This window comes from Hyalangium ruber, from assembly GCF_034259325.1.
GTDB classification, from domain to species: Bacteria; Myxococcota; Myxococcia; order Myxococcales; family Myxococcaceae; genus Hyalangium_A; species Hyalangium_A rubrum.
This window is the reverse complement of the sequence record NZ_JAXIVS010000015.1, coordinates 62,543-77,365: the sequence shown is the minus strand read 5'-3', so window position 1 is coordinate 77,365 and position 14,823 is coordinate 62,543. Positions and strand designations below refer to the sequence as shown.

Annotated in this window: 11 protein-coding genes; 5 read left to right on the top strand and 6 right to left on the bottom strand. The window is 68.7% G+C overall.

Annotation, left to right across the window (positions count from 1 at the left end):
• Positions 1 to 44 precede the first annotated feature (44 nt).
• On the top strand, positions 45 to 797 hold the full coding sequence (locus SYV04_RS34335; protein ID WP_321550232.1) for a M1 aminopeptidase family protein: 753 nt from the start codon (positions 45 to 47) through the stop codon (positions 795 to 797).
• A 137-nt stretch (positions 798 to 934) separates the two neighbouring features.
• A complete protein-coding gene (locus SYV04_RS34330) occupies positions 935 to 2,467 on the top strand; it encodes a methyl-accepting chemotaxis protein (protein WP_321550231.1) in 1,533 nt (510 codons plus the stop codon).
• On the opposite strand, the gene SYV04_RS34325 is transcribed toward SYV04_RS34330, so the two are convergent.
• Positions 2,455 to 3,936, bottom strand: a complete 1,482-nt coding sequence (locus tag SYV04_RS34325; RefSeq protein WP_321550436.1) for an MFS transporter — start codon at positions 3,934 to 3,936, stop codon at positions 2,455 to 2,457. The genes SYV04_RS34330 and SYV04_RS34325 overlap by 13 nt on opposite strands.
• A gap of 219 nt (positions 3,937 to 4,155) precedes the next feature.
• Here SYV04_RS34325 and SYV04_RS34320 point away from each other — a divergent pair, with 219 nt between their 5' ends.
• Positions 4,156 to 5,154, top strand: a complete 999-nt coding sequence (locus SYV04_RS34320) for a polyprenyl synthetase family protein (protein ID WP_321550230.1) — start codon at positions 4,156 to 4,158, stop codon at positions 5,152 to 5,154.
• On the top strand, positions 5,151 to 5,747 hold the full coding sequence (locus tag SYV04_RS34315) for a GbsR/MarR family transcriptional regulator (RefSeq protein ID WP_321550229.1): 597 nt from the start codon (positions 5,151 to 5,153) through the stop codon (positions 5,745 to 5,747). Before SYV04_RS34320 ends, SYV04_RS34315 begins: the two co-directional genes overlap by 4 nt.
• A gap of 4 nt (positions 5,748 to 5,751) precedes the next feature.
• Here SYV04_RS34315 and SYV04_RS34310 read toward each other — a convergent pair whose 3' ends face one another.
• Positions 5,752 to 6,927: a GAF domain-containing sensor histidine kinase gene (locus SYV04_RS34310; RefSeq protein ID WP_321550228.1), complete on the bottom strand. Its 1,176-nt coding sequence runs from the start codon at positions 6,925 to 6,927 to the stop codon at positions 5,752 to 5,754.
• A gap of 119 nt (positions 6,928 to 7,046) precedes the next feature.
• On the opposite strand from SYV04_RS34310, the gene SYV04_RS34305 reads away from it, so the two are divergent.
• Positions 7,047 to 7,568 (top strand): gamma-glutamylcyclotransferase family protein, encoded by a 522-nt coding sequence (locus SYV04_RS34305; protein WP_321550227.1) that lies wholly within the window; start codon positions 7,047 to 7,049, stop codon positions 7,566 to 7,568.
• Here the strand turns inward: SYV04_RS34305 and glgB are convergent, their stop codons facing one another.
• From glgB to SYV04_RS34285, 4 genes are read right to left on the bottom strand one after another with little or no spacing between them, the layout of a single operon-like run.
• The gene (gene glgB / locus SYV04_RS34300) at positions 7,569 to 9,770 is read right to left on the bottom strand and encodes a 1,4-alpha-glucan branching protein GlgB (protein WP_321550226.1); all 2,202 of its coding nucleotides are present in this window, start codon (positions 9,768 to 9,770) and stop codon (positions 7,569 to 7,571) included.
• Positions 9,767 to 11,095: a phosphotransferase gene (locus tag SYV04_RS34295; RefSeq protein WP_321550225.1), complete on the bottom strand. Its 1,329-nt coding sequence runs from the start codon at positions 11,093 to 11,095 to the stop codon at positions 9,767 to 9,769. Before SYV04_RS34295 ends, glgB begins: the two co-directional genes overlap by 4 nt.
• On the bottom strand, positions 11,092 to 12,747 hold the full coding sequence (gene treS, locus SYV04_RS34290; RefSeq protein ID WP_321550224.1) for a maltose alpha-D-glucosyltransferase: 1,656 nt from the start codon (positions 12,745 to 12,747) through the stop codon (positions 11,092 to 11,094). The genes SYV04_RS34295 and treS overlap by 4 nt, the downstream gene beginning before the upstream one ends.
• Positions 12,748 to 12,763: 16 nt before the next feature.
• Positions 12,764 to 14,758 (bottom strand): alpha-1,4-glucan--maltose-1-phosphate maltosyltransferase, encoded by a 1,995-nt coding sequence (locus SYV04_RS34285; RefSeq protein WP_321550223.1) that lies wholly within the window; start codon positions 14,756 to 14,758, stop codon positions 12,764 to 12,766.
• Positions 14,759 to 14,823 lie beyond the last annotated feature (65 nt).

Genomic DNA, 14,823 nt, shown 5'->3' with positions numbered 1-14,823 from the left:
GGCGCATCTTCTACAGGGCCCGGCCGGATAAGCCAATGGTTGCCATGCGACTCAAGGACGCTCAGGCCCTCGTGGACCGCTGCTTCGCCGGGGTGGCGCATGGCGCGCCGCGTCTCCACGAGCCCGAAGATCCCCGCTTCTCCGAGCGTCCCAGCGCCGTCTGGCTGGAGTATCGCTGGTACGTTCACGAGCGCGGGCTCGCGGAGCTCTTCCTGAAGTGGCCCCGTGTCCCGGTGGCACAGTGCCCCGAGGCGGAGATCTCCGTGGTGCGCGTCCACCTGCTGGGGGACTCGCCCGAGCTGGCCACGCGCGCCCGGGGCCTGCTGGAGGGAGGCACCCCGAGCCAGGAGCGCATCCTCGGCCTGTTCGGCGGCGACGGCGTCGAGCGGGAGTGCGTCTCGCTTGGCGCGACCAGCGTCACCCTGGAGCACTGGGCGAAGGCCGGCCCCCGAGAGCTGCTGGACGCGGAGCGCTTCCTCGCCCTCTCGGGGACGCTGTCCTCCCCGGACTCCACCCCCGAGGAGCGCCACGAGGCGGTCCAGCGCATCTCCGACGAGCGCAGCGAGCGGGTGGTGGCCGTGCTGCTCGGGCTGCTCGAGCAGCGCTCCTCCTTGATGGCCCTGCGCGTGCTCTCGGAGTGGGGGGTGACACAGGCGCGCGAGCCGCTGCGGCGTGCCCTCGAGGCGGTGGCGCCCGACAACCCAGCCGATCTCTGGGCGCTCACCGCCCTGGACCGGAGGCTGGAGGCCTGGGAGGCGGTGGCCCGCCTCGGTGGGGAGGGAATTTCTCCTCGGTGAGGGCCACCGTGGCAGGGCACGCGTGCGAGCAGGACGTGACACGTCTCCAGCCTGCTCCCAGACGGGTGGAGTGATTGCATTGTCTTCTGCTCACCCTCCACAATCGCCCTTTCTCCTCCTCTCGAGCGCTCTCCTCGATGCGATTGTCCCTGTCCATGAAGCTCAGCCTGGGGCCGCTCAGTGTGGCGGTCCTCACCGGGCTCCTGGCCTTTGGCTACTTCCTTCCCCGCGTGGAGTCCGCCTTCGCGGAGCAGGGGCGGGAGCTGGGCGCGGAGCTGCCCGCCACGCTGGCTTCCTCGTTGACGGAGCTGATCGCCGCCCACCAGGTCGCGGCGGTGCAGACCGCCATCGACGAGATCGCCTCCAGGCCTCGCGTGGCCTACATCGCGGTGACCAATCCCGACGGCGAGCTGATCGCCGCCTCCGGAGTGCTCCGGGACACGGTCCGCGAGAAGCACCGCGAGCTGCTGAGGAACCAGGAGTCCCACACCCATCAGCACAAGGGGGATGAGATCCTCGACATGCGAGCGCCGGTGCGCCAGGGCACGCTGGGCCATATCCACGTGGGCTTCAATCGCTCCGCCGCTCGGGCGCGCATCCAGGTCCTCATCGTGCGCTTCAGCCTCGTGCTCGCCGCCGCCCTGGCGGCCTTCAGCCTCGGGGGCTTCCTCCTCAGCCGCCGCATCGTCGCCCCCCTGCTGCGGCTCACGGCCGCGGCGCGGCGCATCGCCCAGGGAGACCTGCGCGAGACCATCGAGGTGGACTCCCGGGACGAGGTGGGCGAGCTGTCCCAGGCCTTCGCCTCCATGGTGGGCCGGCTCAAGGCCGTGCTGATGCAGCTACAGACTTCCTCGGAGCTGATGGCTCGCTCGGTGCGCGTGCTCAACCAGTCCGCCCTGGACCAGAACCAGATGGCGACCCGCTACGCCAGCGCCCTGCAGGAGACCCAGGCCACGGCCCAGGAGCTCCACCAGACGTCCCTGGCCGCCTCCGAGTCGGCCGAGACCGTGCTCAAGGTGGCCGCGCGCGCCGACGAGCTGGGGCGCACCGGCGAGGCCGCCATCACCGAGTCCATCAATGGCCTGGTGGAGCTGCGCAATCAGGTCAAGGAGATCGAGACGCAGATCAACGCCCTGGGCGAGCACACCCGGCAGATCGGCGGCATTACCCAGACGGTGAAGGATCTGGCCGATCAGTCCCACATGCTGGCGCTCAACGCCGCCATCGAGGCGGTGCGCAGTGGCGAGCACGGCAAGGGCTTTGGCGTGGTGGCCCGGGAGATCCGCGCCCTGGCCGACAAGTCCATCCGCGCCACCTCCCAGGTGCGCGAGCTGCTGACCGATGTCAGCAACGCCATCGCCACCACCGTGCGCATCACCGAGGAGGGCGCCCATCGCATGGAGGCGGGGCTCTCCCAGGTCCGCCAGTCCGGCGACAACCTCCGGGCCCTGTCCTCCATCGTCCGAGACAGCTCCTCCTCCGTCCGGCAGATCGCCCAGACGGTCAACCAGCAGACCGCCGGCGTTGAGCAGATCTTCTCCGCCGTGGTCGAGCTGAACTCGCTGATGGAGGACACCCTGCAGCGCATCACCGCCACCAGCAACTCGGTGGGCTCGCTGCAGTCACTGTCCGATCGCGTCTCGCGCGTGGTGAGCGACTACCAGCTCTGAGCCCGTGAGGCGGGACGCAGGCGGGCCCACACCGCCTCGAGCAGCGCGCCCAGCGAGCGGATGGGGCGGCTGTCCGGCTCGATGATGCGCGTGGCCAGGAAGGCCGCGCCGAAGCGGGCCACCGCGGAGATGACGAAGAGGACGTGGAGGTTCGCCCAGGCGTGAGCGCCTAGGGTGAAGTGGGCCGGAATGGCGCTGGCCAGGGCACCGCCCAGCGCGGAGGCGGCCGCGTAGGACAGGCCTCCCGCCGTGGCGAAGGCGGCCAGGTAGAAGGGCCGGCCCTTGCGAGGCGCCACCGACAGCGGCAGCGCGAACACCGCCAGGCCGTGGCCGCTCCAGAGCGCGCCCGCCATCACCACGTCGAACGCCAGGGGCCACAGCGTGCCGGCGGTGGGCAGCAGCCAGAGCAGGGGGATGAACGAGATGCCCAGGGAGCAGGCCAGCACCACCGGCTGCGCGCCCACCCGATCGATGAGCCGCCCCCAGAGGGGCGCCGTCAGCATGCGCATGGCCGCCACGGACGCGGCGTACAGCGCCAGGAGGACGAACGTCATCCCCAGGTTCTGGATCATGTGCAGCGTGTAGTAGGGCGCGGAGAAGCCCACCGCCGCGTTCCACGCCACCTGGTACAGCAGCACCTTGCGCGCCCGCGTGTCTCTCAGGGGCACCGTGGCGGCCTGGAAGTCCAGCTGGATCACGGAGCTGCCGGGCGCCGGATCGTGCTGCCTCGCCATCAGCCACGTGGTGAAGAGCCCCACGACACACGAGAGTCCGGCGAGCAGCGGCAGCGCCACCCCCACGCCGGTGCTGCCCTGGCGCGAGTGGTCCAGGAGCACTCCGGCGACCAGCGAGGCCAGCGTGCCGGCGAGGGTGCAGAGCGCGGTGCGCCGACCGAAGAAGCGCCCCCGCAGGGAGCGCGGCACGAGCTCGCCCATCCACGCCACCCAGGCGTTGTTGCCCACCACTCCCAGCACGGCGGAGGCGGCGGCGATGCCCACCAGCAGGCGCTGCTGCCCCGCGAGCGTGAGCGGCAGCCAGGGCACCAGACACAGCGGCAGCATCACCATGCGGGACAGGCCCACGGCGGTGAGCGCCACGCGCCGGTGGCCGAAGGTGGAGGTGAGCCACGCCGCGGGGAACTGCACGAACTGGGCGAAGAAGGGCAGCGCCGTCATCACCCCCACCAGGAACGGCCCGAGCTGGAGCGCGATGGCCCACGCGGTGAGTACCGTGGCGCCCGCACAGGCGGTGAACACCTCGGCGAACATGCCCTCGGTCACCGAGGCCTTCAGCGACAGGCGCACGGCGGAGGCGGGGGCCGCCGGAGTCGGCGTTTCACGGGGAAGCGGCGCGCCCTGCAGCGGGGCCGAGGCGCCCGGCAGCGAGCTGCCCGGACGCAGCAGCGGAACGGTGGTGGCGAGCGCCGTGAGGTGGCGCAGGAAGTGGCGACGCAGAGCGGCGGGAGACACGCGATCCAAGCAGAGAGGGGGACTCCTGGTTCTGTCTCACGAGCCGCGCGGGGACTCAAACGCGCCAGCGCGCCGGTGCGGGAGGCTGACCGGAGGGTAGACGGCTTGGGGCTCGTCATACCCACACCTTCAATGTCTCACATGCATTCCAGGGCGCTTTTCTTCCTTGTGCAGTTCACGTGGTCTTGAACTATATGAACGCGCGAGGAGAGGGTGCTCATGGAAACGGCTGGTGAGTTGTCGGACTTTCTCAGGGTGGTGGAGCAGCGGCTCAATGCCGCGCTGGCGGATGGGGACGCGGGCCCTGATGTGAAGGGCGACACCTTGATGGAGGCCGCGCGCCACCTGTGCCTGGGAAGTGGTGGCAAGCGCGCGCGCCCCATGCTGGTGCGCCTCTTTGGTGCCGCGGTGGGCGTGCCCGCCGAGCAGCTGGTGGAGATCGCCGTCTCCGCGGAGCTCATCCACTCGGCCAGCCTCCTGCATGACGACGTGGTGGATGCGGGCATGTTCCGGCGCGGTCGGCCCACGGTGAACGCGCGCTGGGGCAACATCGTCGCGGTGATGAGCGGCGATCTCATCCTCTCCACCACGCTCTCGCGGCTGGCGCAGCTCGACCCGCGCGTCATCCAGAGCGCCCTGTCCGTCGTCTCCGAGATGACCCGTGCCGCCATCGCCGAGGTGGAGGCGCGCTCGCAGATGGATCTGCCCATGTCGCGGCTGCGCTACATCGCCGAGGGCAAGACGGGCTCGCTCTTTGGCTGGTGCGGCCACGCGGCCGCCCTGCTGGCCAACAAGCCCGAGGCGGTGGAGCGCTTCGATGGCTTCGGCCGGCACCTGGGCGTGGCCTTCCAGATCGCCGACGACATCCGCGACATCCTCGGCACGGACGTGGGCAAGCCGCAGTACGCGGATCTCGTCTCGCGCACGCCCTCGATGCCCATGCTCCTGGCGCTGGCCAAGGACGACGGGCTGCGCCGCAAGCTCAAGGACGCCTGGGCCTTCTCGAACATCACCCCGGAGCGGCTGCAGGACATTGGCGCTGGCATCCTCGCCAGCGGCGCGGTGGAGCAGTCCCTGGAGCGGATGAACGCGGAGATCGAGGCGGCGCTCGATCGGCTCGGGCCCTTCGCGAGCCAGCCCGGTGGCGATGAGCTGATGGGCTGGGCCCACAAGCTGTCGGCCGGGATCACCGAACAAGTCAGGAGCCGTGCCGCGTGAAAGGCTATCTGTGGACGGGGGGGACCACAGCACCAGGGCCGGAGACGGTCGTCGCAGCGGGGCAGCTCGCGCCATGGGAGGCGCTTGCCATCGAGGCGGTGGGCAACGTCATCGAGTTCTGGGGGTTCAAGCGCAACCAGGGCCGGGTCTGGGCGCTGCTCTACCTGCGCGGTGAGCTGCTCACCGCCGGGGAGATCGAGCGCGAGCTGGATCTGTCCAAGGGCGGCGTGTCGATGCTGCTGAGGGACCTGGAGCGCTGGGGTGTGGTGCAGCGGGTCCGCCAGCCGCAGGACGCCGTGTGGCGCTATTCGGCGGAGACGGATCTGATGCGCATGGTGTCGCGCGTCACCGAGGAGCGCGAGGCCTCGCTCGTGGCGCGCGTCCGGGCGGATCTGGCGGAGGCGCGCCGGTTGGCGCAGGCCACGGGCGGGGTGGCCGTGGATCGGCTCCAGCGACTCCAGAAGATGGCCCTGCTGGCGGAGCACGTGGAGAAGGCGCTGCGGCTGTTCATCCGCACGGCGCGGCTGGACGTGGGCGGGGTGCTCTCGGCCTTCCGTGACGAGACCGGCGCGCTGCGCAAGAAGTCCCGCTAGCGCTTCACCGACGGGGCAGGGTGCAGGTGAAGGTGGTCTCCTGCTCCGTCGAGCGGACCTGGACGGTGCCGCCGTGGGAGCGGGAGATCTGATCGACGATGAACAGGCCCAGCCCGAGCCCCTGCGGGAGATGATCCGCCGCTCTGCGGACGAAGGGCTTGAAGAGCTGGGTGATGAGCCCCGTCGAGATGGGCTTGCCCTGGTTGGTGACGCTGAGCACCACCTTCTCGCTGTCGCCGCGCACCAAGACCTCCACCGGCGCCACCGGATCGCCATGGGTCAGCGCGTTGGCGATCAAGTTCGAGACCAGCTGGGCGATGCGCTGTCGATCGCACCGCAAGGTGCCGCAGTCATCCTCGGTGAAGTGAATCGTCCGGGAAGGGTGCGTCGCCCGCAGCTCCTCGGTGACGTGCTGCAACATGCGCCCCAGATCGTTCACCTCGCGCAGATCCATCGGGATGCCGGCGCCCAGCCGGCCCCGCGCGAAGTCCATGACATCCTCCAGGAGCCGCGTGATGCGGCGGCTGCTCTCCTGGATGCGCCGGACGATCTTCTTCTCGGCGGGGTCGAGCGCGCCCCGGTCCAGCATGTCCGCACCCAGCCGGATCGAGCTCACGGGGGTGCGCAGATCGTGTCCCAGCACGGCGATGAACTGCTCGCGGAGCTCCGCCGTGTGCTGCTCGTCCTGGAGGGCCGCGCGCGTCACCTCCTGTCGCTCCTCCGCCTCCATCTGCAGGGCGATGAGCTCGGCGAACAGCTTGAACATCTCCAGCGTCTTCCGCTCGGTCAGCTGTGCCGGCCGGGCGTCGAGCGCGCACACGTTTCCGAAGTACTCCCCGTTCTTGCGGAAGATGGGAACGGAGATGTAGCTCTCGAAGCCATAGAGCTTGGGTGTCCGGTGGTCGCAGTACCGCAGGTCCTGGCTCGCATGATCGATGACGATGGGCTGGAGCGAGCCGCGCACCTCGCTGCACAGGGTCGTCGCCACATCCAGCTCGGCGCCGACCGTGAGGCCAAAGTCCATCAGGTCGCGCACGGCGCAGGCGGTCCAGGACCCCTGGGTGACCTTCGCCACCAGGGCCAGGCGAAGGCCGGTCGTCTCGGTGATGACCTTCAGAATGGTGGGCACCGCCTCCAGGCGGGAGACGAGCGCGATATCCCTGTCATTGCTTGAAGTCATCGCAGCCCACTCATAAGAGGACGACTGTGCCCGCGCACCGGTGCGTGTACAAGGCACGTGGGCATCCCAGGGGCGGGTTGGACGCTCGTGTGCCTGCTGAGCAAGGAGAAGTGAAGGCTATGGACTCACATTACGATCAGGTGATGAAGGCGCGGGACGCGGCGGATGCGTCCGCCACGAGGCTGTACTTCGCCTATTCAACAATTCTCGATCGCGCGGCGTTCGAGGAGTGGCGCTCGCAGCACAGCTACGACTTCTTCAACCTCCCCGAGGGGAAGGTGGCCGAGGCGCTGGACGTGGACCTCGTCTACGACTTCCCCTCCCGGTGGTGGGGCGGGCGCGTGGCGGGTCTCCAGGATGTATCGGGCAAGAGTGTGTTCGGGCGCTTGTTCGAGATCGCCGGCAAGGACTGGCCCATCATCCAGCACAAGGAAGGCTTCGTGACGGGCATGTGCATCGAGCGCCCCGTCCGCGTGCGCGTGGAGGGGCGGGATCTCGAGGCCACCGCCTTCGTCACCTCGCCCAGGCGCGCCGCGAAGGAAGGGCCCGTGAGCCCTCGCTTCGTGGAGGCCCTGGTGCGCGGCGCGGAGAGCGCCGGGTTGCCCGCCGCCTACCTGGAGCGGCTGCGGCGGGGCGAGTAATCAGCCGGGCATGAACCAGACCACCGAGAGCGGCGGCAACGTCACCGCCGCCGAGGCCTCCTGGCCGTCCCAAGGCTTGGCCTCGGTTTGGATCTGCCCCATGTTCCCCATGCCCGAGCCGCCGTAGTTGCCGGCGTCCGTGTTGAGCACCTCCTGATAGGTGCCCACGCGGGGGAAGCCCACGCGGTAACCCTCGCGCGGCGAGGGTGAGAGGTTGGCCACGCACACCACGTGCCGGCCCGGGTTGCGCGAGCGCCGCACGAACGCGAACACGTTCACCGACGCCGAGTCCGGCTGCAGCCACTGGAAGCCCAGCGGCTCGTGGTCCGCGTCGTACAGCGCCGGCACGTCCCGGTACACCCGGTTCAGGTCCGCCACCAGGCTGTGGATGCCCTTGTGCCCCGGGTCCTCCAGCAGGTGCCAGTCGAGGCTCCGATCGCTGCTCCACTCGCGGTGCTGGCCGAACTCGCCGCCCATGAAGAGCAGCTTCTTGCCCGGGTGGGCCCACATCCATGCGAGCAGCGAGCGCAGGTTCGCCCGCTTCTGCCATGCGTCGCCCGGCATCTTCCCGTACAGCGAGCCCTTGCCGTGGACCACCTCGTCATGACTCAGCGGCAGCATGAAGCGCTCGCTGAAGGCGTACAGCAGGCCGAACGTCATGTTGTTGTGGTGGTACTGCCGGAAGATCGGATCCTTCGAGAAGTAGAGCAGGGTGTCGTGCATCCACCCCATGTTCCACTTGAAGTGGAAGCCCAGGCCGCCCTCGCTCACCGGCTGGCTCACCTTCGGCCAGGCCGTGGACTCCTCGGCGATCACCACCACGCCCGGGTGCTTGCGGCCAACGGCCTCGTTCAGCTCACGCAGGAAGGCGATGGCCTCCTCGTTCTCCCGGCCACCCCAGCGGTTGGGCACCCACTCGCCGTGCTTCCGGCTGTAGTCCAGGTAGAGCATCGAGGCCACCGCGTCCACGCGCAGCCCGTCGATGTGGTACTCCTCGATCCAGAAGAGCGCGTTGGCGATGAGGAAGTTGCGCACCTCGTTGCGGCCGAAGTTGAAGACCAGCGTGCCCCAGTCCGGCTGGGAGCCCTGGCGCGGATCGGCGTGCTCGTACAGCGACGTGCCATCGAACTTGCCCAGCGCGTGCGCGTCGCGCGGGAAGTGGCCCGGCACCCAGTCGACGATGACGCCGATGCCGTGCTCGTGCAGGTGGTTGACGAGGAAGCGGAAGTCATCCGGGTGCCCGTAGCGCGCCGTGGGCGCGTAGTAGTTGCCCACCTGGTAGCCCCAGGAGGGCCCATACGGGTGCTCCGACACGGGCAGCAACTCCACGTGCGTGAAGCCCGTCTGCTTGAGGTACTCGGTCAGCGCGGGCGCCAGCTCCCGGTACGTCATCGGCCGGTCCCCGTCCTCCACCACGCGCTTCCACGAGCCGAGGTGAACCTCGTACACGCTCCACGGCTTGTTGGCGGCCTCGCCCTCGGCGCGCGTGGCCAGCCACTTCGTGTCCGTCCACGAGAAGCGCTTCAGGTCATGCACCACCGAGGCGGTGGCCGGAGGCACCTCCGTGCGGAAGGCGAACGGGTCCGACTTGAGCAGGGCCGGGCCGCCGTGGTTGGGGCGGATCTCGAACTTGTAGCGCGTGCCCTCGCCCACCTCGGGGATGAACAGCTCCCAGATGCCGGAGGCGCCCATGCGCCGCATCGTGTGCAGGCGCCCGTCCCAGCCGTTGAAGTCGCCCACCACCGACACGCCGGCCGCCGTGGGCGCCCAGACCGCGAAGGATGCTCCCGCCACCCCGTTGTGGTGGATGAGGTGGACGCCCATGCGCTCCCAGAGCCGCTCGTGCCGGCCCTCGCCCGCGTAATACAGGTCCATCTCCCCCAGCGTCGGCAGGAAGCTGTAGGGGTCTCTCAGAGTGAAGACCTTGTTGCCCGGGTACTCCACCTCGAGCAGGTAGTTGAAGGTCTGGTCCTTGCCGTTGAGCCGCGCCTCGAAGACGCCGCCCTTGCGGTGCGTCATGGCGATGCGCCCGCCGAAGTCCGGAATCACGTGGATGGCCGTGGCATCCGGGCGGAAGGCACGCACCACCACGCCGTCCCCATCCGGGTGGATGCCCAGGATGTGGTGCGGATCGGAGTGGCGCAGCTCGATGATCTGCTGGATCTCCGCGTCAATCTGATGCTTGTCGGCGGGCTTCCTCACTTCGGTTCCTCCATCCGCAAGAGTGCCTGGACGGGGATACGCACCCAGTCCGGGCGGTTCTGCATCTCATAGCGCACTTCGTAGAGCAGCTTCTCCAATTCGAAGGCGCGCAACATCGTCCAGAACGTCGCGTCGTCCGTGGGCAGGAAGGGTGCGCCGCGGGTGGCCTCGCGGTAGCCCGCCAGGAACGCGTCGCGCGAGGGCACCATGCGCGGGCCGGGCGCGCCTCCCTCCAGCAGCACCGTGGCCTCGGCATAGTCGAACGAGCGCACCATGCCCGCGACATCCCGCAGCGGCGAGTACTTCTCGCGCCGCTGGGTGAAGGTGCGGGACGGCTCTCCCTCGAAGTCGAAGATGAGCCACTGCCCTTCGGCGCGCAGCACCTGTCCCAGGTGCAGATCCCCGTGGATGCGGGTCTTCTGCCCCGAGGGCGTCACGTGCGCCAGCCGCCGCGCGTGCTCCATCAGCCGCTCGCGCTGGCGCTCCAGGTCCGGGTGATGCTTGCCGGCCTCCGCCAGCGTCACCCCCAGCTCGCCCATGATGGAGGCGCTCCAGCGCTGGAGATCCTCCTGGAGCACCGGCTCCGGCGTGAAGGCCGGCTCGGTCGAGTCCGAGGACAGGGCGCGGTGCAGCTCGCCCAGGCGCCGGCCCAGCTCCTTCATCTCATCGAGGAAGGTCGACTCCACTCCGGACTTGCGGAACTGCTCCAGCGTGTACTTCCAGCCATCCACCGCGTTGGGCACGAAGCGGTGGACCACCGCCAGGGTGGCGCCGGCGGCTCCCTCCAGGTGCAGGGCCCCCAGCAGCGTGGGCGTGGCGCGGAACGAGGTGCGCGTGGCCAGGAAGCGCCCCATCTCGTGCTCCGGGTTCACCCCCGACTCCAGCTTGCGGATGATCTTCAGGATGGCCTTCTCGCCGATGACGACGGAGGTGTTGCTCTGCTCCACCATCAACCGGCGCACGGCCGGCTGCTCCGGCAGCGACACCATCCCGTCCGAGGTGGACAGCCACTCGCCATGGACCTTGCCCGAGGCGGAGCTCACCTCGCGCTTCTCGCGGATGAGCTGGAACAGGGCGCGCAGGCACTCGACGTCATCCAGCGCGTCCTGGATGCCGTCCGCGGAGGGCTTGACGGGCAGCAGGTAGCGCTCCGGGTGGCCCAGCTCGTACTGCACCTCCACGATCGCGAGGCTGAAGGCGCACGGGCCGAAGTCCAGGGTGGCGTGGTCCACCACCGAGACGGATTTGATGGGCCACGCCTTGCCGCTGAACCAGCGCTGTTGCTTGAGGTAGTCGGGCAGCTTCGTGAGATCGACAGGCGTCACGCGATCGTCCTTCCCGGCACGGGCTTCTCCAAACGGAACCACAGGAACATGTAGGGGCCCAGGGACAGCTGATAGGGCATCGACGAGATGCGAGGAAACGGCGTCTCGCCCATCAGCTCCACGGGCACGTAGCCCTCCCAGTCTCGCAGATCCACCACCGCCGGTTGCGCGAAACGCGAGAGGTTGCAGATGATCAGGATCGTCTGGCCCTCGTGCTCGCGGGTGAAGGCCAGCACGCGGCGGTTATCCGGGTTGACGAAGCGCAGCTTGCCCAGCGCGAAGGCCGGGTAGCGCTGGCGCACCTTGATGAGCCGCTTCACCCAGTGCAGCAGCGACGTCTTGATGCGGTCCTGCGCCTCCACGTTGATGGCCTGGTAGCCATACACGGGATCGCCGATGACGGGCGCGTACAGGCGCGCCCCGTCGGCCCGGCTGAAGCCCGCGTTGCGGTCGCTGGTCCACTGCATGGGCGTGCGCACGCCGTTGCGATCGCCCAGGTAGATGTTGTCCCCCATGCCGATCTCGTCGCCGTAGTACATGACGGGCGTGCCGGGCAGGGTGAAGAGCAGGCTGTGCATCAGCTCAATCCGCCGCCGGCCGTTGTCCATCAGCGGCGCGAGCCGGCGCCGGATGCCGAGGTTGATGCGCATCCGGGGATCCATCGCGTACTCGCGGTACATGTAGTCGCGATCCTCGTCCGTCACCATCTCCAGCGTCAGCTCGTCGTGGTTGCGCAGGAAGATGGCCCACTGGCAGTTGTCCGGAATCTCCGGCGTCTGCTGGAGGATCTCGACGATGGGCGTGCGGTCTTCCTTGCGCACGGCCATGAAGAGGCGGGGCATCACCGGGAAGTGGAAGCCCATGTGGAACTCGTCACCGTCTCCGAAGTAGACGCGCACGTCCGCGGGCCACTGGTTGGCCTCGGCCAGCAACATCTTGTTCGGGTACTCGGTGTCGATCGTCTTCCGCAGCCGCTTGAGGAAGGCGTGCGTCTCCGGGAGGTTCTCGCAGTTGGTGCCCTCGCGCTCGAAGAGGTAGGGCACCGCGTCGCAGCGGAACCCGTCCACCCCCATGTTCAGCCAGAAGCGCATGACATCCAGCATGGCCTCCTGAACCTCGGGGTTGTCGTAGTTCAGGTCCGGCTGGTGGCTGAAGAAGCGGTGCCAGAAGTACTGCTTGGCCACCGGATCCCACGTCCAGTTGGAGCGCTCCGTGTCCAGGAAGATGATGCGCGTGCCCTGGTACCTGTCGTCCGCGTCGCTCCACACGTACCAGTTGCGCTTGGGGCTCTTCGGATCCCTGCGCGACTCCTGGAACCAGGGGTGCTGGTCGCTGGTGTGGTTGACCACCAGCTCGGTGATGATGCGGATGTTGCGCTGGTGCGCGGCCTCCACCAGGCGCTGGAAGTCGGCCAGCGTGCCGTAGTCCGGGTGGATGCCGTAGAAGTCGGCGATGTCGTAGCCGTCGTCCCTCAGCGGCGAGGGGTAGTGGGGAAGCAGCCAGAGACAGTCCACCCCCAGGTCCTCCAGGTACGGCAGCTTCTCGATCAACCCGGGGATGTCACCGTGGCCGTCGCCGTTCGAATCATGGAACGCGCGGATGTGCAGCTCGTAGATGAGGGCCTTCTTGTACCAAAGCGGGTCCTGTTCCATACGCCTCTCGGAGGAACTACTCGTAGTAGTCGAACGCGTGCTCGGACTTGCGGAAGCGGTACACCGCCCAGATGGCGGCGGGCTGCTCGGGGGTGAGGCGCACCTGGGCGTGCGGACCCTGCCAGAGTCGACGCTCGTCCGTCATCAACTCGTGTACCTGGTACGTCTCGTCCGGGTGGATGCCCAGCTCCGCCAGGGGCACGGTGAGCACCGCCTCCTGGGCCGAGTGCGGATCCAGGCTCACCGTGACGAGCACCTGGCTGCTGCCGTCCTCGGTGCGCTTGCCATAGAAGAGCACCCGCTCGTTGTCCGACGTGTAGAAGCGCAGGTTGTCGTAGAGCTGGAGCGCCCGGTGCTGCTTTCGGGCCGCGTTCAGCTTGGTGATCCACTCCCGGATGTTGCCGGGCCGATCGAGATCCCACGCCACCAGCTGGTACTTCTCCGAGTCGAGGTACTCCTCCTTGCCGTGCAGGCCACGCGCCTCGCACAGCTCGTAGCCGCAATAGATGCCGTACGAGGAGGAGAGGGTGGCCGCCAGCGCCACGCGGAGGCGGAAGCCCCCCGGGCCGCTGCGCTGCAACATCTCCGGGAGGATGTCCGGCGTGTTGGGCCAGAGGTTGCCCTTGAAGTACTCGGAGACGGGCGGAGAGGTGATCTCCGTGAGGTACTCCTCGATCTCCTGCTTGAAGTTGCGCCACGTGAAGTAGGTGTAGGACTGGCTGAAGCCGATCTTCGCCAGCGCCTTCATCACCTTGGGGCGGGTGAAGGCCTCGGAGAGGAAGACGACCTCGGGGTGGACCTCCTGCACGCGGCGGATGAGCCAGGCCCAGAACTGGAGCGGCTTGGTGTGCGGGTTGTCCACGCGGAAGATGCGCACCCCTTGCGTCACCCAGTGCAGCACCACCGACTCGAGCTCGGGCCAGAGCGTGTCACGCCCCGGGCCCATCCAGTCGAAGTTGACGATGTCCTCGTAGCGCTTGGGCGGGTTCTCCGCCGTCTTGATGGTGCCGTCCGGGCGGCGCAGGAACCACTCCGGGTGCTCCTTCACGTAGGGGTGATCCGGCGAGCACTGGAAGGCCAGATCCAGCGCGATCTCGATGCCGTGGACATCGGCGGCCTGCAGGAAGTGGCGGAAGTCCGCCAGCGTGCCCAGGGCGGGGTTGATCGCCTTGTGGCCACCTTCCTTGGCGCCGATGGCCCACGGGCTGCCCGGCTCTCCCGGCTCCGCCTTGAGGCTGTTGTTCTTGCCCTTGCGCGCCGTGACGCCGATGGGGTGGATCGGCGGCAGGTAGATGATGTCGAACCCGAGGGACTGGACGTACGGCAGCCACGCCTCGGCGTCCTTGAAGGTGCCGTGGGTGCGGCCATCACGCAGGGCCGAGCGTGGGAAGAACTCGTACCAGGCACCGGTGCGTGCCTTCTCCCGCTCCACGAACACCTCGAGCACGCGCTCGTACTGGGTGGCCAGGGAGCGATCCGCGTACCGGCCCGCGGCGCGCGCCAGCTCCGGCGCCAGCGCCACGGCGATGAGATCGGGAGAGGGCGGCTGCTTCAGCTTCCGTGCCGCCTCGGCGAGCACCTGGGCATCCTCGGTGCTGAAGGCGCGGGCGCGCTCGGCGGCGCCCTCCAGGAGTCCGGCGCCTTCCAGCAGCTCGCTGCGCACGTCCCGGCCCACGTCCACCTTGCGCTTGAGCTCCGAGGCCCAGGTGGCGAAGAGGTCCGGCCAGGCCTCCACCGTGTATTCGTAGCGGCCATTGCGCGCGAGCGGGAAGTCGGCGGCCCAGAGATCATTGCCGAGCGCCCGCATGGGGACTTCGCTCCACTGCGTCTGCTGCGCCGCGGGGCTGGACTGGCGCCAGCGCACGACGGCGACGAGGATGTCATGGCCTTCCTTGAAGAGATCCGCCTTGACGGTGAAGGTGTCGCCGACGACGCGCTTGACGCCGGACCGGCCTCCATCCACCTCGGGGCGGACGCTCTCGATGACGACGCTGCCGATTCGTGAGTTCATAAGGTCCGCGCGCCCTTATAGGGCGGGGCTCCGTGCTTTCCGGGCGCCATGACACAAGGACGTTG

Coding starts and splice junctions, on each gene's coding strand:
- SYV04_RS34335 (WP_321550232.1), top strand. CDS start 45: ATGCGACTCAAGGACGCTCAGGCCCTCGTGGACCGCTGCTTCGCCGGG.
- SYV04_RS34285 (WP_321550223.1), bottom strand. CDS start 14,758: ATGAACTCACGAATCGGCAGCGTCGTCATCGAGAGCGTCCGCCCCGAG.
- treS (WP_321550224.1), bottom strand. CDS start 12,747: ATGGAACAGGACCCGCTTTGGTACAAGAAGGCCCTCATCTACGAGCTG.
- SYV04_RS34310 (WP_321550228.1), bottom strand. CDS start 6,927: ATGACTTCAAGCAATGACAGGGATATCGCGCTCGTCTCCCGCCTGGAG.
- SYV04_RS34320 (WP_321550230.1), top strand. CDS start 4,156: ATGGAAACGGCTGGTGAGTTGTCGGACTTTCTCAGGGTGGTGGAGCAG.
- SYV04_RS34330 (WP_321550231.1), top strand. CDS start 935: ATGCGATTGTCCCTGTCCATGAAGCTCAGCCTGGGGCCGCTCAGTGTG.
- SYV04_RS34305 (WP_321550227.1), top strand. CDS start 7,047: ATGGACTCACATTACGATCAGGTGATGAAGGCGCGGGACGCGGCGGAT.